This window comes from Tardiphaga sp. vice304 (assembly GCF_007018905.1).
Taxonomy (GTDB): Bacteria; Pseudomonadota; Alphaproteobacteria; order Rhizobiales; family Xanthobacteraceae; genus Tardiphaga.
This window is the reverse complement of record NZ_CP041402.1, coordinates 1,591,072-1,608,170: the sequence shown is the minus strand read 5'-3', so window position 1 is coordinate 1,608,170 and position 17,099 is coordinate 1,591,072. Positions and strand designations below refer to the sequence as shown.

Annotated in this window: 13 protein-coding genes; 8 read left to right on the top strand and 5 right to left on the bottom strand. The window is 60.1% G+C overall.

From position 1 onward, the window contains the following. Positions 1-48: 48 nt before the first annotated feature. Both istB (FNL56_RS07560) and istA (FNL56_RS07555) read right to left on the bottom strand, forming a co-directional pair. Positions 49-858 carry an IS21-like element helper ATPase IstB gene (gene istB / locus FNL56_RS07560; RefSeq protein ID WP_143581761.1) on the bottom strand — a complete coding sequence of 270 codons (810 nt, stop codon included), beginning with the start codon at positions 856-858 and terminating at the stop codon, positions 49-51. Next, complete coding sequence (istA, locus tag FNL56_RS07555; protein ID WP_143581760.1) at positions 855-2,363, bottom strand: IS21 family transposase; 1,509 nt, start codon at positions 2,361-2,363, stop codon at positions 855-857. Before istA (FNL56_RS07555) ends, istB (FNL56_RS07560) begins: the two co-directional genes overlap by 4 nt. 175 nt (positions 2,364-2,538) lie before the next feature. Between istA (FNL56_RS07555) and FNL56_RS07550 the strand changes: the two genes are divergently transcribed. The 6 genes from FNL56_RS07550 to FNL56_RS07525 all read left to right on the top strand — a co-directional run bounded on the left by FNL56_RS07550 (position 2,539) and on the right by FNL56_RS07525 (position 10,814). Next, complete coding sequence (locus FNL56_RS07550; protein WP_143581909.1) at positions 2,539-3,381, top strand: recombinase family protein; 843 nt, start codon at positions 2,539-2,541, stop codon at positions 3,379-3,381. A gap of 387 nt (positions 3,382-3,768) precedes the next feature. Then, on the top strand, positions 3,769-4,182 hold the full coding sequence (locus FNL56_RS07545) for a very short patch repair endonuclease (protein WP_210245484.1): 414 nt from the start codon (positions 3,769-3,771) through the stop codon (positions 4,180-4,182). Beyond that, positions 4,179-5,675, top strand: a complete 1,497-nt coding sequence (locus FNL56_RS07540) for a DNA cytosine methyltransferase (protein ID WP_143576075.1) — start codon at positions 4,179-4,181, stop codon at positions 5,673-5,675. The genes FNL56_RS07545 and FNL56_RS07540 overlap by 4 nt, the downstream gene beginning before the upstream one ends. Before the next feature lie 2 nt (positions 5,676-5,677). Then, entirely contained in the window at positions 5,678-7,171 is a 1,494-nt protein-coding gene (locus tag FNL56_RS07535) for an ATP-binding protein (RefSeq protein ID WP_143572245.1), read from the top strand. Then, a complete protein-coding gene (locus FNL56_RS07530) occupies positions 7,168-9,942 on the top strand; it encodes a Z1 domain-containing protein (protein ID WP_143577663.1) in 2,775 nt (924 codons plus the stop codon). Before FNL56_RS07535 ends, FNL56_RS07530 begins: the two co-directional genes overlap by 4 nt. Continuing rightward, a complete protein-coding gene (locus FNL56_RS07525) occupies positions 9,939-10,814 on the top strand; it encodes a PD-(D/E)XK motif protein (RefSeq protein WP_143581908.1) in 876 nt (291 codons plus the stop codon). The genes FNL56_RS07530 and FNL56_RS07525 overlap by 4 nt, the downstream gene beginning before the upstream one ends. Positions 10,815-10,868: 54 nt before the next feature. Here the strand turns inward: FNL56_RS07525 and istB (FNL56_RS07520) are convergent, their stop codons facing one another. Both istB (FNL56_RS07520) and istA (FNL56_RS07515) read right to left on the bottom strand, forming a co-directional pair. After that, complete coding sequence (gene istB, locus FNL56_RS07520) at positions 10,869-11,678, bottom strand: IS21-like element helper ATPase IstB (RefSeq protein ID WP_143581819.1); 810 nt, start codon at positions 11,676-11,678, stop codon at positions 10,869-10,871. Next, entirely contained in the window at positions 11,675-13,183 is a 1,509-nt protein-coding gene (istA, locus tag FNL56_RS07515; RefSeq protein WP_143581907.1) for an IS21 family transposase, read from the bottom strand. The genes istB (FNL56_RS07520) and istA (FNL56_RS07515) overlap by 4 nt, the downstream gene beginning before the upstream one ends. On the opposite strand from istA (FNL56_RS07515), the gene FNL56_RS07510 reads away from it, so the two are divergent. Together FNL56_RS07510 and FNL56_RS07505 are read left to right on the top strand one after the other, a co-directional pair. Then, a complete protein-coding gene (locus FNL56_RS07510; protein WP_168204623.1) occupies positions 13,121-13,567 on the top strand; it encodes a hypothetical protein in 447 nt (148 codons plus the stop codon). The two genes, istA (FNL56_RS07515) and FNL56_RS07510, sit on opposite strands and share 63 nt — an antisense overlap. Next, entirely contained in the window at positions 13,560-15,638 is a 2,079-nt protein-coding gene (locus tag FNL56_RS07505) for an AIPR family protein (protein WP_143572242.1), read from the top strand. Before FNL56_RS07510 ends, FNL56_RS07505 begins: the two co-directional genes overlap by 8 nt. On the opposite strand, the gene FNL56_RS07500 is transcribed toward FNL56_RS07505, so the two are convergent. Next, positions 15,581-16,852, bottom strand: coding sequence for a restriction endonuclease (locus tag FNL56_RS07500; RefSeq protein ID WP_210245483.1), 1,272 nt, complete (start codon positions 16,850-16,852; stop codon positions 15,581-15,583). The two genes, FNL56_RS07505 and FNL56_RS07500, sit on opposite strands and share 58 nt — an antisense overlap. Positions 16,853-17,099: the final 247 nt, after the last annotated feature.

The window sequence follows — 17,099 nt, the reverse complement described above, 5'->3', positions numbered from 1 at the left end:
CGCAAGCGATAATCGCGTGCTGTAGAGTTGATTGTCGTGGAGCGACAATCAGGATGACGCTTTGATTGTCGCGCGCGTTGGCGGTCGTCCGGCTCCACGAGCCTTGTCGAGAGCCTCTTTCCGGCGATAGCTGTCGACATTCATTTCGAGGATCGTGGCGTGATGGACGAGGCGGTCGATCGCCGCGAGGGTCATAGCTTGATCCGGGAAGATTTTTCCCCATTCACCGAATGGCTGATTGGCGGTGATCAGCATCGAGCGGCGTTCGTAGCGAGCGCTGATCAACTCGAACAGAACGCTGGTCTCCGCTTGATCCTTGGTCACATAGGCCAGATCGTCGAGGATCAGCAGGTGATATTTGTCGAGTTTGGCGATCGCCGCTTCAAGCGTGAGATCGCGGCGCGCGATCTGGAGCTTTTGCACGAGATCGGTGGTTCTGGTGAACAACACGCGCCAACCGTTTTCGATCAGGGCCATGCCGAGCGCCGCTGCCAGATGCGATTTGCCGCCGCCAGGGGGACCAAAACACAACAGATTGGCGCCCTTGTCGAGCCAGGCGTCACCGGCGGCGAGAGCCTGCACCTGCGCCTTTGAGATCATCGGCACGGCATCGAAGTCGAATGCAGCGAGGGTCTTGCCCGGCGGCAGGCGGGCTTCATCCAGATGACGCTCGAAGCGACGACGGTTTCGCTCCACCATCTCCTGTTCAGCCAGGGCCGCCAGGAAGCGGGCGGCGGGCCAGCCTTCCTTATCGGCGGTTTCCGCCAGGGCGGCCCAGATCAGCTTGATGCCGGGCAGACGCAGTTCGCTGAGCAGCAATTCGACACGGGCGGCGTCGATCTTGACGGTCGCGTTCATGCGGCTTCTCCCACAGCCGCGGCAATCTGGTCGTAGATAGCGAGCGAGGGCAGCGTGACGACGACGACCGGTAGTGCCATGCCCTTCGGTCGGAAGCGTTCGATCAGCGCCTTGAGATCCGGCAGGATGCCGTCGTCGAGCGTGGCTTGCAGCACGGCACCGAGCTCCGCCTCGCAGGCCCGTTCATGTGCGAGCGCCAGAAGCCCGACCATGGCACGGCAGGCTGGTCTTTCGCCAATGCCGGCGAGCAAGGCGTCGAACGCACGGGCGTAGACGCGGCGGGGGAACAACTGGTCGCGATAGACCAGATTGAGCAGCGCCATCGGTTTGCGGCGCAGCGAATGGATGACATGGCGATAGTCGATGACGTGGCCGTGTTTGCCGTTGGGCTGGGTTCGCCCGCGTCGCAAGGTGATGATGTGCGTGGCGCCCTGGAAGCATTCGAGCCGGTCGTCATAAAGACGTACGCGCAGCCGGTGACCGATCAGGCGGGATGGGACCGAGTAAAACACCTTGCGCAACGTGAAGGCGCTGGAGGTCGTGACGTCGACGTTGACCTCCTCATAATCGGCGGTCTTGCGCACCGGCAGTTTCTTCAGCGCCGTCCGCTCCTGATCGATACGCTTGGCATTGCGCGCGTTGCCGCGGCCAACGATCTCGTCGACAAAACCCCGCCAGGCCGCAAGATCGTCGAAGTCGCGTGAGGCACGCAGCAGCAGGGCATCGGCCAGCGCTCTCTTGAGATGGCCATGCGCACTTTCGATCGAGCCGTTCTCATGCGATACGCCGGGATTGTTGCGGGTCGGCGTCATGCCGTAATGGCCGCAGAACGCCTCATAGCGCGTCGTCAAATCCTCCTTGGCATCGGCTCCGAGATTGCGGAACGCGGCCGACAGGCTGTCGCTGCGGTGCTGCTCCGGAACCCCGCCCAGCGACCACAGCGCGTTCTGCAAGCCTTCCGCCAGCGCGACAAAGCTTTCGCCACCGAGCACGACGTGGGCGTGTTCGAAGCCGGAGAAAGGCAGCCGGAAGTGATAGAGCCGGCAGTCCAGCAACTGGCCCGCAATGGTGACGCCGAGATCGGCGACCTCGGTGAAGTCCGACAACCCCATGCGACCCGGCGGATGTTCCTGACGGAAGATCACCTCCCGATCCGGCCCGTTCACCGCCCGCCATGCCCGAATGCGCCGCTCGAGCGTCCGCCGCGTTCCAGAACCCAGTTCCGGATGCCGCCGGCATAGTTCCTCGAACACGGCGATCGGCCGCAATCCGGGGGCGGCCCTCAGTATCGGCAGAACTTCGTTCTCCCAAACGTCGATGAACGGATCGGCTCGACGGCGTGCGCGGCGCGCCTTCTTCTGGGTCGGAAGTCGGGGATCCTTCTCGTATCGGTAGGCGGCGGAGGTGCTGAAACCAGCCTTTGCAGCGGCGACGGCTGGCGAATGGTTGCGACGCAAGCTCATGAAAAGCCTCATTTGTTGATCGGTGACATGCCGGCCGGCCAAAGCACTGGTCCTCTCGAAGGAGAAGCCGATGCTTTACCAGCCGCCGTTACCGCCAATGAGGCCCCTTCGGGCCGACACGCCGCTGCTGGGGTGCCTCCGGTCGGGCTACGCCCTCCCTTCGTCACCCCAGCAGCGGCGCATTCTCATCCTGATTGTCGCGGGATTCTCATCCTGATTGTCGCGCTACACGCTCGCTCACTTTCTCAAAAACAGGGTCTATGTCGGCGAGACCGGCCACAAGGACAAGTGGTTTCCAGGCGAGCATCAACCGATCGTCGACCGCAAGGTGTTCGACGCAGTCCAAGCGCTTCTTCGGTCCAACTCGATCCGCCGGAAAGCCAGCCAGACCGCCAGTGAAGCGCTCTTCATGGGAAAGCTGTATGACGACCGCGGTAACCGCATGACCCCAAGCTTCTCGGCGAAAAATGGGGTCCGGTATCGCTTTTACGTAAGCTCGGCTCTGTTGCGCGGCCGCAAGTCCGAGGTCGGATCTTTGGGCCGGGTCCCCGCCCAGGAAATCGAGGACTACGTACTTGCGGCATTACCGTCGCGAACGCCGACCAGCGCGATACCACAAGCAGATAGTCGCGCCGCCCTACAACTGGTCGACCGCATCATCGTCAGCCGCAGTGAGGTGCTGATCAAGATGGCGTCCCCGGATGACCTCCCGGCTGCCGGCCGTACTCCCGGAGATATTGCTCTGCCTTGGCAGAGCCGGACGACGGGCTCGTCATCTCTCATCGAGAACCACAACACCGACAACTGGAAACCGGACGAGAGCTTGATCCAATCGATGGTTCGGGCGCGTCACTGGCTACACACACTGCAGGACGGTGCTTACGACACCATCGAAAATCTCGCTGCGGCGCAAAACATCCACCCCAAGGTCGTTCGGCAGGAGCTTCGCTTGGCGTTTTTGTCGCCCAGCCTGGTTTCAGCTATCCTGGATGGGACCCAGCCCACCGATATCAAACGGCAGCATGCATGGAAGACGCTGCCTTTGGCATGGATAGACTAGCGGCCGTTGCTGAGATAGCTCGTCTATCGAATGTTATGGAACCTATTGATTTTGTCTCACGGCGTTTCTTCCTATTATGAAATAAGTTCCTAAGATGTACCCAACGTGTACCATCGGCGCGGCATATTAGTGCCCCGCAACGGGGCGAGTCTGCCTTTGCGGAAATCGCAAAAGCTTGACGTTCAGGCAAGGATTTTCGAGATTTCTCGTCAACTTTCCTTCATGAATACCATGAAGGAATATATTCTTTTCTCGCGTGAGCCGTCAGTTTCATAAGTTATCGATGCGAGAGCTTCCAGGAGCGATCAAGCGCGCCGGCAACTGTTATTGGCAACCTTGCCAAGCAATAGACCAGCTCATCTGCGATGCGACCAGGGATGTGATGTAGTGGCAGATATTGTGAGCCCGGCGCGCCGGTCCGAGATGATGAGCCGCATTCGCGGCAAAGGCACGAAGCCCGAACTGGTCGTGCGCAGCGCGGCACACCGGCTCGGCTTCCGCTTTCGCCTGCATGTCAGAAAGCTTCCCGGGTCGCCGGACCTGGTCTTCCCGGGCAGGAAGACCGCCCTGTTCGTCCATGGCTGTTTTTGGCACAGGCATGAAGGGTGCCCTTATTGCTATGTGCCTAAATCAAATATACAAATTTGGCACGAGAAGTTTGAGAAGAACGTGGCACGCGACAGAAGCGTGCAGGCGGGGCTGGAGGGAATGGGGTGGCGCGTCGCAATCATCTGGGAGTGTGAGACCACGGATTCTGACGGCCTTCACAAGAGGTTGAAGGAAATGCTGTGTCCCCGATGATTGCCGCAGATGCGCTACTGATTCGCCAGAGAAAGCTCTCCCGGTTGCGCTCGGGTGGAAGTCCGCGCGCGCTCGAGATCTGTTCCGGTTGCGGCGGCCTCTCCCTGGGCTTGCAGACCGCAGGATTTGAACTTGCTGCCCACATCGAGATCGATCCCGAAGCCGCAAAAAGCTACGCCCTCAACTTCGCCAATGGTCACGACGTGGCAGGCCCCTGGGCCGCTCCGCGAAACATGGAGACGGTATCGGCAGATGAGCTGGTAGCTGAACTTGAGCTGTCGACTGCTACGGCGGACTCGTTTGACGTCCTCGCCGCCGGTCTGCCCTGCCAAGCCTTTGCCCGTATCGGCCGGTCAAAGCTTCGCTCCATGTCCGGCGGTGAAGAGGACGCTTTCCAGAAGGACCCGCGCGCCGCGCTCTATCGCCGGTTTTTGAAATACGTTGAGGATACGCAACCGCTCGCGATCATCATCGAGAACGTTCCCGATATTCTCAATTTCGGCGGGCACAACGTTCCGGAGGAGATCTGCGAGCATCTGGAAGCTGCCGGGTATTCGACAGGATACACACTTCTCAACGCTGCCTACTTCGGTGTGCCGCAGATCAGAGAACGCCTGTTCATTGTAGCCCTCGCCCGCGTCACTGGAGAGAACCCTCGCTTCCCCGTGCCCACTCACTTCGCCGAGCTGCCGAGCGGTTATCAGGGGACCCGCCGGGTTGCTCTCAAACACGTCGATCAGACCAGCGGGCGCTTCCACCAGCTTCACCAACCGTCCGACACATTGAAGCCGGCTGTGGGGGCGAGGCAGGCTCTGGCAGACCTTCCCCGGATCACCGAGCATGTCAGCGAACCGCGAGTGATCCGCCGACGCAAGCTTACCGACACCCTGCCGTATCGCGAGAGCAAGAAAGCACTTTCGGAATACGCCGGCCTCATGCGGAGCTGGGATGGATTCGGCCGCGACGCCGGCACGGATGGTCATCTCGTTCGTCTGACGCCTCGCGACTTTCCAATTTTCGAAGCCATGGATCATGGTGCCGACTATCCGCTGGCGAGAAAGCTTGCCGAGGAGATGTTCGAGGAGGCCCTGCGTAAAAAGCGCCTCACCGGCGTTCACAAGAACTCTGCGGCCTATCGCGATCTCAGAAGTGCAATGGTCCCGCCTTACGATCCCGCAAAATTTCCGAACAAGTGGTGGAAGCTTGATCCGGCGAAGCCGTCGCGCACGCTGACGGCTCACATGGGCAAGGACACTTATTCGCATATCCATTATGACGGTCAGCAGTGCCGGACGGTGTCCGTGCGCGAAGCTGCACGGCTTCAGTCTTTTCCGGATGGTTTTGTCTTTTCAGGTGCCATGAATGCTGCCTTCCGGCAGATCGGAAATGCGGTGCCACCGCTGCTCGGCCTGGCTGTCGCCCGCGTCGTTCGTGAACAGCTGGATAGGGCAGCACAGTCTGCAGATCAGACTGATGATCGTCAGGTTGCCTAGAGATGGCAAAAGAGCGGCCCGTCGAGATCACTCCGTCGGCCGCAGCTCTTGTCGAGTCCCTCAGGGGTCTCGGCTACTCTCCGGAAACGGCGATCGCCGACCTGATTGACAACAGCATCGCGGCAGAGGCCGCGACCATTGAACTCGAAATCGAGTGGAATGACGGTCACCCGCAGGTCGCGCTGTTCGACAACGGCAACGGGATGGACCGTACGACGCTGGCCGAAGCGCTGCGCTTCGGCGGTACGGGTCCAGCCTCTACGCGAACGGCCAGCGATCTGGGCAGGTTCGGACTGGGACTGAAGACAGCGTCGCTGTCCCAGTGCCGCCAAATCACGATTATCAGCAGAACAGTGAGCAAGACATCGGCGCTGGTTCTGGACGTTGACGAAATAGCGAAACGCGGATGGTTCGCGACCGTTCCGGCAGTCATGCCAAAGCACCCCCTGGTCACCAAACTGGCCCAGCTTGAACATGGCACTGTCGTTCTGTGGGATCGAATGGATTCCCTGGGAGGCCTGTCGGGGCTTGCGAAAGAGACCTTCTACCTTCGCCTTGAGGATCTCCGCGCCCACCTTGGCATGGTTTTCCATCGGTTCATCGATGGTGATGCAACGAGACTTGCCATCATCTGCAACGGACGTGCGATAAAGGCCTGGGACCCGTTTCAGACCGGGCATCCTTCAACGCGCGAGCTGCCATCCGAACGGATTCGCCATGCGGGCTCCGCTTTCACCGTCAGACCCTATGTACTCCCGCACCGCGATCGATTTGCAAATGAAGCGGAATACGAGACTGCCGGAGGCCATGGCGGCTGGGCAGCTCGTCAGGGCTTCTACGTCTATCGCGGAAAGCGGATGCTCGTCGCCGGCAGCTGGCTCGGTCTCGGTGGTGTTCGTACGTGGACCCGCGATGAGGCGAGCCGTCTCGCGCGCATCGAGGTCGATCTTCCCACCGATCTGGACAGGGACTGGCGAATCGACGTTCGTAAATCCCAGGCGCGTCCGCCCGGCACGCTCCGGGCGCGGCTGACAGCCATCGGCGGTCGTTGCCGTCAGGAGGCCCGCGAGGTCTTTGCCTTCCGAGGTCAGGGCGCTCACGCGCGCGGGCTCCCGCACGCGGCGCCCACGGTCTGGCTGGCACTGAAAGGTCCGAAAGGCCTTCAGTACAGGATCAACCGCGAACATCCTCTGGTCGTAGCCTTTCGAAACAGCGCAGGCGGCGTCCGCCCTCTGAATGCCATGCTGTCGATCATCGAAAGAAGCGTACCGATTGAGCGTATCTGGCTTGACGTGTCCGAAACGGAAGCCACAGCGGTAACGCCAATGGATGCAAACGAGATCGCGCAGCTGAGTAATCAGCTTCTTGAACTTGGAAAGGCTCTGCCGGCATCCATGACCCCGGATCAGCGCGCAAACATGCTACTCGTCAGTCTTCCCGGTGACCTGACCGAGCTGAGAGCGGAACTCGTGCGGAGGATGAGGGAAGCGACATGACAGACATCGTTGAGGCACTCGCGCTCAGAGCAAGAAAAATCCTGCAGGTGCAAAAAGAATCCGGCGAGGTCATCAATCGGGAGGGCATTGCCAGAATTGTGGACCTGGATGCTCAGACATTCACGCTGATGACCAGGCAGGCCGTTACTTCCGAGCAGAAGGAGGCCGCTGAACGGATGCTCTGGACGATCTTCGTAACAGAGCAGGGTCCGGCGCTGGCGCTGCAGGACAAGGAGAGACCTGCCCCCTGGTATCTCGGGGCACGTCGGCAGCCCGGCCCGTTCATGCAGCGCTATCTCTACAAGCTGGAGGAAGACGGGTGGCCGGTCGAGTCGATCCAGCAACTGCAGGAGAGCACCGCCCGGATTCTGGAGGTCATGGATGATCCGAAGCGCCCGGGAAGCTGGGACTGGCGCGGGCTCGTCGTCGGCGATGTGCAGTCCGGAAAAACCGCCAGTTACGCGGGAGTCGTGAACCGTGCGGCAGATGCGGGCTACCGCATCATCATCGTACTTGCCGGCATGCACAAGATACTGCGTCTTCAGACCCAGAAGCGTTTTGACAAGGACTTTCTTGGCTACGACACGAATCCCAAGACTCGGGTGCCGAACCAGCCTCTGCGGATCATCGGGGTTGGCAACTTCAATCCGCAGCTGACCGTCGACAGCCTGACCATGGCTGATGCGAATGGCGACTTCAACCAACGCATGGCCGACCAGTTCAATTTTTCACCGGTCAGTCAGCCCTGCGTATTCATCGTCAAGAAGAATGCGAAGGTCCTGGAGAATCTTAATAGCTGGATCGCACGACTTCCCGGGCCAGCAAAGGCAGCGCCGGTTCTTGTCATCGACGACGAGTCCGACCAGGCGTCGGTCGATACCGGCGATCAGCCCATTCTTGAGGATGGCACATTCGAGCAGGATTACGATCCGAAGCGCGTCAACGGAGAGATCAGGCGCCTGCTCATGTCATTCGATCGCAGGGTCTATGTGGGCTACACTGCAACACCTTTTGCAAACATCCTCATTCACGATGAGCGAACGGCAAATGACTACGGACCGGACCTCTTCCCGTCGACTTTCATCGTGTCGCTTACTCCACCGGACGACTACTTCGGACCTGCCGCGGTCTTCGGCACCAACGATGATGCGGACAATCCAGGCCTGCCTCTGGTCCGGCCCTTCGATCAGACATCGGAGGACTGGATACAGGACCCGCACGACAAGTATCTCAGACCGCGCTTCAATGGCCAGGATGTCATTCCGCCGAGTCTGGAGAATGCGGTCGACGCCTTCCTTCTGACCTGCGCCGCTCGCGCCGCGCGAGGACAGGAGACTGAACACAATTCGATGCTCGTTCATGTCTCACGTTTTGTCGATGTTCACACCGAGGTCCACCGTCAGGTCGAGAAGTATCTGCGCGAAACGCGTGCAATGATTTCCAACGGCGATCGCGAAACCATGCAGCGCCTCAAGGCGGTATGGGAATCAGACTATCTCCCGACGACGGAAGCAGTCAGGTCCACAGTTTACGGGCGGAACACGATGCCCGTGGCCTGGGATCAGGTCGTGGCGAAGATCGCTGAAAGCTCTGATAAGATCCAGGTTATTACGGCGAACGGCAAGACCAAGGCGGACATCGACTACGATGCCTACAAGGACGTCGGCTATTCGGTCATTGCGGTGGGTGGCGACAAACTCTCGCGCGGCCTTACCCTTGAAGGGCTTTCGGTCAGCTATTTCCTTCGTGTCTCTCGTCAGTACGACAGTCTCCTTCAGATGGGACGCTGGTTCGGCTACCGCCGTGGCTTTGCCGACCTGTGCCGTCTGTTTGCGACGCCCGACATGGAGGACTGGTTCCGCTACGTCGCGACGGCTCAGAAGGAATTGCGAGCGCAGTTCTTTGAAATGGCCCAGATGGACGCAACCCCGAAAGACTTTGGGCTCAAGATTGCTGTTCACGACATTCTGCAGGTGACTGCAAAAAACAAGCAGCGACATGCCGAGCTTCGACAGAGCAGCTACGCTGGTGAAGGCAAGGTGCAGACGGTCATGTTCCGCGACCGCGTGACTGTTGAACGCAACGCGGCGATTTCCGACGACTTTCTGTCACGCCTTGGTGCAGGCATCGACAACCCACGCCGACCAGGCGTGGGGAACACGAGAGCCGATGGCACGCTCTGGACCGGGGTAGCCGGCAGAGAAGTTGCCGAGTACCTGAAGAACCTGACCTTTCCGCCGGAGAGTGATCAGGTCGATGGAAAAAAGCTTTCCGTTTTCATCAATGGTCAGCTGGCCATGCAGCCCCCGGAACTGACGGACTGGACCGTCTTTCTCGCCACCGGCAGTGAAAAGGAGGTCGACCTTGGAGGCCGCCGGCGCAAGTGCGTGCTCCGTAATCGCAGGAAGTCGCGAAACGGCCAGCAGACGTCGGAAAATCGATTCATTATTGGTACGACTCTGAGCCCTCTGGATCAGGCGATCGATCTGACTGATGCCGAATTCGAAGAGGCTCTCTCGAGGACAAATGAGGAAAGGACTTCCCGGCCCGATTCCGAGACCAACATTCCGTCCGGCCGGTTCATTCGCAAGGTCCGGGGCGGCCGACCGCAGAACGGACTTCTGATCATCTATCCTATCGATCCGGACAAGGCTGAGGTCGAGACTACTGATCGCCCCGTCATCAGCGTCGTCGTCAGCTTCCCGGACAGCGATGCAGCAGATTCGCGCATCTACCTGATCAACAGTGTCGAGCAGCGCCAGGACTCATGATGAACTGGCTGCAAGCGCTCAATGATGCCTGGGACGAGCTGACGAAGACAGTGTCGCTGGCGCGTCAGTTCCGGACGAAGCTGATTTCGACGGAAATGCCACTGGATATTCTTGCCGGGATGCGCGCCAGTGACAATGCCCCTTGCCTGATGCTCCAGACTACCCTTGCCCCCGAGGCCTTGTTTGAACTTGGCGGGATGCGGCTGAGTACCATGCCGGACCAGTCCGGGCCGTTTCTCGTTCTGTCTCTGGAGGACAGCAGCAGACGCGACCTGTTTTCCACCATCTGCGCTGATGTCGTGTCTGCCGCTACGCGAGCCGTGATGGCGGATGCTCTAGAACAGTTTCTTGCTAGACTGGATGCCTGGAGACGGTTCCTTCGAGACAGGCGCGATGGCCTTTCGCGGCCGGAGACAATCGGTCTGATAGGCGAACTTCTTGTTCTGGAGCAGTTGCTCACTGCTGACCCGTACAGACTGGCGACGTGGCAGTCGCCCGATGACGGTCTGCATGACTTTGAGAGCGGTGGTCACGCACTTGAAGTAAAAGCGGGACTTGGCCCCTCGTCGTCGATTACGATCTCGGCGCTCGACCAGCTGGACACGACCGGTCTTCGGCGGCTTGACCTTCTCCACGTCAGGCTTGTGGAAGTCCCCGGTGCCCGATGCCTCCGGGACATTATCGGTGCGATCAGCAGCATCCTGCCGGATGATGCTTCGCGCCGTGCATTCGATAATGCACTTCTGCGCCGCGGTCTCATGCCGGATGACGATGCAGCCAGACTCACTGTAGCGCGTCAATCTGGATGGGAAGCGCGACAATCAGGATGGCAATTTAGCGGTCGCGGCGTGGGGATGATTGTCGCGGCCTGACGATAACGCAAGCGATAATCGCGTGCTGTAGAGTTGATTGTCGTGGAGCGACAATCAGGATGACGCTTTGATTGTCGCGCGCGTTGGCGGTCGTCCGGCTCCACGAGCCTTGTCGAGAGCCTCTTTCCGGCGATAGCTGTCGACATTCATTTCGAGGATCGTGGCGTGATGGACGAGGCGGTCGATCGCCGCGAGGGTCATAGCTTGATCCGGGAAGATTTTTCCCCATTCACCGAATGGCTGATTGGCGGTGATCAGCATCGAGCGGCGTTCGTAGCGAGCGCTGATCAACTCGAACAGAACGCTGGTCTCCGCTTGATCCTTGGTCACATAGGCCAGATCGTCGAGGATCAGCAGGTGATATTTGTCGAGTTTGGCGATCGCCGCTTCAAGCGTGAGATCGCGGCGCGCGATCTGGAGCTTTTGCACGAGATCGGTGGTTCTGGTGAACAACACGCGCCAACCGTTTTCGATCAGGGACATGCCGAGCGCCGCTGCCAGATGCGATTTGCCGCCGCCAGGGGGACCAAAACACAACAGATTGGCGCCCTTGTCGAGCCAGGCGTCACCGGCGGCGAGAGCCTGCACCTGCGCCTTTGAGATCATCGGCACGGCATCGAAGTCGAATGCAGCGAGGGTCTTGCCCGGCGGCAGGCGGGCTTCATCCAGATGACGCTCGAAGCGACGACGGTTTCGCTCCACCATCTCCTGTTCAGCCAGGGCCGCCAGGAAGCGGGCGGCGGGCCAGCCTTCCTTATCGGCGGTTTCCGCCAGGGCGGCCCAGATCAGCTTGATGCCGGGCAGACGCAGTTCGCTGAGCAGCAATTCGACACGGGCGGCGTCGATCTTGACGGTCGCGTTCATGCGGCTTCTCCCACAGCCGCGGCAATCTGGTCGTAGATAGCGAGCGAGGGCAGCGTGACGACGACGACCGGTAGTGCCATGCCCTTCGGTCGGAAGCGTTCGATCAGCGCCTTGAGATCCGGCAGGATGCCGTCGTCGAGCGTGGCTTGCAGCACGGCACCGAGCTCCGCCTCGCAGGCCCGTTCATGTGCGAGCGCCAGAAGCCCGACCATGGCACGGCAGGCTGGTCTTTCGCCAATGCCGGCGAGCAAGGCGTCGAACGCACGGGCGTAGACGCGGCGGGGGAACAACTGGTCGCGATAGACCAGATTGAGCAGCGCCATCGGTTTGCGGCGCAGCGAATGGATGACATGGCGATAGTCGATGACGTGGCCGTGTTTGCCGTTGGGCTGGGTTCGCCCGCGTCGCAAGGTGATGATGTGCGTGGCGCCCTGGAAGCATTCGAGCCGGTCGTCATAAAGACGTACGCGCAGCCGGTGACCGATCAGGCGGGATGGGACCGAGTAAAACACCTTGCGCAACGTGAAGGCGCTTGATGTCGTTACATCGACGTTGACCTCCTCATAATCGGCGGTCTTGCGGACCGGCAGTTTCTGTAGCGCCGTCCGCTCCTGATCGATGCGCTTGGCATTGCGCGCGTTGCCGCGGCCAACGATCTCGTCGACAAAACCCCGCCAGGCCGCAAGATCGTCGAAGTCGCGAGAGGCACGCAGCAGCAGGGCATCGGCCAGCGCTCTCTTGAGATGGCCATGCGCACTTTCGATCGAGCCGTTCTCATGCGACACGCCGGGATTGTTGCGGGTCGGCGTCATGCCGTAATGACTGCAGAACGCCTCGTAGCGCGTCGTCAAATCCTCCTTGGCTTCAGCGCCGAGATTGCGGAACGCGGCTGACAGGCTGTCGCTGCGGTGCTGCTCCGGCACCCCGCCCAGCGACCACAGCGCGTTCTGCAAGCCTTCCGCCAGCGCGACAAAACTTTCGCCACCGAGTACGACATGGGCGTGTTCGAAGCCGGAGAAAGGCAGCCGGAAGTGATAGAGCCGGCAGTCCAGCAACTGGCCCGCAATGGTGACGCCGAGATCGGCGACCTCGGTGAAGTCCGACAACCCCATGCGACCCGGCGGATGTTCCTGACGGAAGATCACCTCCCGATCCGGCCCGTTCACCGCCCGCCATGCCCGAATGCGCCGCTCGAGCGTCCGCCGCGTTCCAGAACCCAGTTCCGGATGCCGCCGGCATAGTTCCTCGAACACGGCGATCGGCCGCAATCCGGGGGCGGCCCTCAGTATCGGCAGAACTTCGTTCTCCCAAACGTCGATGAACGGATCGGCTCGACGGCGTGCGCGGCGCGCCTTCTTCTGGGTCGGAAGTCGGGGATCCTTCTCGTATCGGTAGGCGGCGGAGGTGCTGAAACCAGCCTTTGCAGCGGCGACGGCTGGCGAATGGTTGCGACGCAAGCTCATGAAAAGCCTCATTTGTTGATCGGTGACATGCCGGCCGGCCAAAGCACTGGTCCTCTCGAAGGAGAAGCCGATGCTTTACCAGCCGCCGTTACCGCCAATGAGGCCCCTTCGGGCCGACACGCCGCTGCTGGGGTGCCTCCGGTCGGGCTACGCCCTCCCTTCGTCACCCCAGCAGCGGCGCATTCTCATCCTGATTGTCGCGGGATTCTCATCCTGATTGTCGCGCTACAACTCACACCGAAAGTCCAGCAACGATCCATCGACGCCTATTCCATAACCGAAGTCTTTCCTCGTCTGAGCCGCGCGGCTCTGCCAATTGCCATTACCGAAGCAACATATACGCTTGAAGTTCGAGCCATCGCCGCCTTTGCCGCTGATGCGACCGCCGCTCTTGATGCGTTCGTCCAGGGAGGTGCCAGTGACTGACGACATCATTGCCAGATTTGCCGAAGAACTCGCCGGTGAGGTCGAAGACGCGCTGTCAGCTGATGCGCCGTTCTCCCAGGAAATATTCACGGAGCTGATCCTTGAGCGTCTTGAAGATGCCGGTCATCTGGTTGGCACCTTCCCGCTTTTTCAGCAGGGACGCGTCAGAAACGCGATATACCGTATTGATGGCTACGCATACGACGAAGAGCGTTCCAAACTTGAGCTCTTCACGACAATCTATCGTGAAGACCTTCCGCCGACCCGGGTACCCCAGGCCGAAGTGACGCGTGCCTTCGAGCGTGCCATCCGATTCGTAAACGCCTCAATCGAGGGGCTGGCCACCCAGCTCGAACCGTCGAACAGCGACGCGAGTGACCTTGCGAGGCTCATCGAGACTCAAGGACCTACGCTTGGAAGCGTCAGAATCATCCTGCTCACAAACGGTATTGTCGAGAAGACCACCGGATCGACCGACTGGCGGGATCGCAAGGTCGAGTTTGACACCTACGATATCGCACGGCTGCAGAGGATACTTGGCGACGGCGAGACACGTGCCGACATCGCCGTCGACCTGGAAGCTCTGACTGGGGGTCCGGTCGCCTGTCTGCACGTTCCCAGTCAGGCGGGCGAATATGACGCCTATCTCTCAGTGCTGCCCGGTGAGGCGCTGTCACGCATCTATGATCGCTACGGTGTGCGTCTGCTCGAACTGAACGTGCGCGCGTTCCTGGGTCTCCAGGGCCGAAAGAGTGTCAATGCAGAACTCAGACGCACCATCGCCGACCAGCCATCGATGTTCCTGGCCTACAATAACGGCATCGTCGCAACGGTTGATGACCTTGAAATCGTCAATGATCGAGCGGGGCGCCCCTCAATCAAGTCGCTCAAGGGCCTGCAGATCGTCAACGGCGGCCAGACGACCGCCTCGCTTCACCGGGCGCGTCGCAAGGACAGCCTCAACCTAGAAAATGTTGCCGTTCCCATCAAGATCATCAAGGTCGGCGGCGCCGACCTGAGCGAGATGGTGGCCTCCATCTCACGGGCGGCAAACCGGCAGAATACCGTCCAGCTCGCAGACTTCTCAGCCGGCGATCCCTGGCACCAGCTGATCGAGACGCTGGCAAACAACACGTGGCTCGATGATGGCAAGGGGCGCTGGTTCTACGAACGCGCCCGGGGTTCATACCTGGCAGCAGAGGCCAAGGCGGCCTATCGCAAGTCCGACCAGCAGACGTTCCGGGCACAGACACCCAAACAGCGACGGCTCAGCAAGCTTGATGTGGCCCGCTATCTGACGGCCTGGGATGGTCTGCCCTACCGGGTCTGTCTTGGTGGGCAGAAGAATTTTCAGCATTTCATGCAGCGGATGAAGGACAGCGCGCCCCCTCCGCCGGACACCGCCTGGTTCAAGCGACTTGTTGCGAAAGCCATTGTCTATCGCGCCGTCGAGAAGAAGATCCGGGCGATGAAGTTTCCAGCGTATGGCGCGCAGATCACGGCCTACGTGGTTTCCGGCCTTGCTCAGAAGACCGGGGGCCGGGTCGACTTTGACGGTCTGTGGTCCCGTCAGTCTGTCAGCGCCGAGCTTGAACGGCTGGTCGAGGCATGGGCTCCCCAGATCGATATGCTTCTGCGCCAGTCCGCCGGCCAGAAGAATCCAAGCGAGTGGTTCAAGAAGGAAGAATGCTGGCTCGATACAATGAACAAGCTGCCATCGCTTTCCGACCCGCTCCCGCCGGAGCTGTCTTTTGTAGAAGCAGCCGATGGCGACGAAACTGCGATCGCGCACCCTAGATCCCATTCCGTCGCCGACTATGAGCGGATCGAGCGGTGCATGACCGTCAACGCTGCAATTTGGCTTGAGGTTGCTGAGCGCGGCTACAAGGCTGGCGTGGTCCACTGGAAGGTTGCGGCTATCTGTAGAACGATCGCCAGCTACGCCGCCGGGGGGTGGGACAAGAAGCCATCCCCTAGACAGGCCAAGCCCGCGCTGGAGGCCTTTACCGCTTGTCAGAGCGCCGGCGTGATCGGAAGCACAGTGTCGGTGGAAGATGCGGCCATTTCCTGAGTGGCTGCAGGGAATTCCTCGGCGAGCCAAGTAGTGACTATCGCGGCGCTGCCTTTTCCGTTTCTGCGAAGCAGATCGACAATGTCCCCAGCTGAAACAACGACGATGGGATGCTGGTCTTCCTTGATTTCCTTATAGGCCTGAAGATCGACCCAGCTGGTTGTAACCAGAACACCGAACTGACGGTGTCTAAGCCGGGAAATCAGCCGCGACATCTCGCGGACGCCGACGGAGTTGCTTGGCGAATAGCATTTTGCCTCCAGCGCAAAATCAACGAGGATTCCGCTTGGCCCCGCGCCAACGCGCAATTGGCCCACGCCATCTCGTCCGCCGTCGCGAGAGGGCCGCGTGACGTCCAGCGACACGACGTCTGGCATCATGAAACGCGCTACAGCAGCAGCGCAATGTTCGAATGCATGCGGAGTATCCTTGAAATAGTCGCGTATCACCTGGACGATGGCTTCACCTTCCTTGTCTCTTGGCAGCTGTTCGCCCTTGCTGCGATACTCCAGCGAACGGGTCGCCATCAGCGCCTTTCGACGGCCGGTCTTTATCCACGTCTGCCATGCTTCCGGCGCAAGCTCATCCTCAGGCTTGCCCGCAATCAGGCTGTCTAGCCACGTCCGCGTAATTGTCGGTACGTTCAGCACCGTAAATCTTGCACGATAATTTTGGAAGCGCTGGCCGCCTGCCGTGCGCCAGATCGCAACAAGCTCCTCAGATGCATCGAGGTCGGATGCGCCGGGCACAGCAAGCCCCAAGAAAATCATGTCCCGCCAAGTGCCCGCGTTTGCAAAAAGAAAGGTAGGCGGCACCTCGCGCCTTCCTTCGACGCCGGAACGGGCCGCGTTAAATATCTTCTGAAGGATGAGATTGCCGTCGCGGCCGGTCTTGTGAAGTTCCTGGCCGGGCTTTTTGTTGTCACCGTAATAGGTGAACACGCCCGTCTCTCGATCGAGAGAATCCGGCCAGTCCGTGTCAGCCATGCTTGAAGTTAGGACAAGCATTTGGAGCTTGCCTGCCACGCTGCCGCGTTTGCGGAACCCGCCGAGGCTATCCATGCGAAGAAGACGTGGGAGCGGATCATCTCCCATATTGCCACGACGTCCTCCCTGATAGGTCGCATCAACGTATAGGTTGGACGTGGTCAGCTGATCGAATGTTACTGTTCTCACGCTTGCTGCCTCCGAAGCCATGCCACTGATGCTCATCATTCATTCGATCACAAGCTTTAGCTGGTAGCACTCCCGCCCTTGGGTGGCAGTGCGCAGCTGGATATGCCGAAACCCATGAGTGCTTCTCCAGAGATTGACAAAAATGTACTCCGGCCCCGCCTAGCAGTGCTGATCAAACCTAGTCTCTGCCTATTGTCTCCCGAAAACGGGAATTTCTTGGGTGTCAGCCGGAGACTTTCGGGATTTCGGCGGCCCTCGTAGCCCATTCCGCCACCCGGAGACCTTG

Excerpts from the sequence above, each read along its gene's own strand:
- istB (WP_143581761.1), bottom strand. The coding sequence starts at position 858 with ATGAACGCGACCGTCAAGATCGACGCCGCCCGTGTCGAATTGCTGCTC.
- FNL56_RS07540 (WP_143576075.1), top strand. The coding sequence starts at position 4,179 with ATGATTGCCGCAGATGCGCTACTGATTCGCCAGAGAAAGCTCTCCCGG.
- FNL56_RS07535 (WP_143572245.1), top strand. The coding sequence starts at position 5,678 with ATGGCAAAAGAGCGGCCCGTCGAGATCACTCCGTCGGCCGCAGCTCTT.
- FNL56_RS07530 (WP_143577663.1), top strand. The coding sequence starts at position 7,168 with ATGACAGACATCGTTGAGGCACTCGCGCTCAGAGCAAGAAAAATCCTG.
- FNL56_RS07525 (WP_143581908.1), top strand. The coding sequence starts at position 9,939 with ATGATGAACTGGCTGCAAGCGCTCAATGATGCCTGGGACGAGCTGACG.
- istB (WP_143581819.1), bottom strand. The coding sequence starts at position 11,678 with ATGAACGCGACCGTCAAGATCGACGCCGCCCGTGTCGAATTGCTGCTC.
- FNL56_RS07510 (WP_168204623.1), top strand. The coding sequence starts at position 13,121 with ATGGTTGCGACGCAAGCTCATGAAAAGCCTCATTTGTTGATCGGTGAC.
- FNL56_RS07500 (WP_210245483.1), bottom strand. The coding sequence starts at position 16,852 with ATGATGAGCATCAGTGGCATGGCTTCGGAGGCAGCAAGCGTGAGAACA.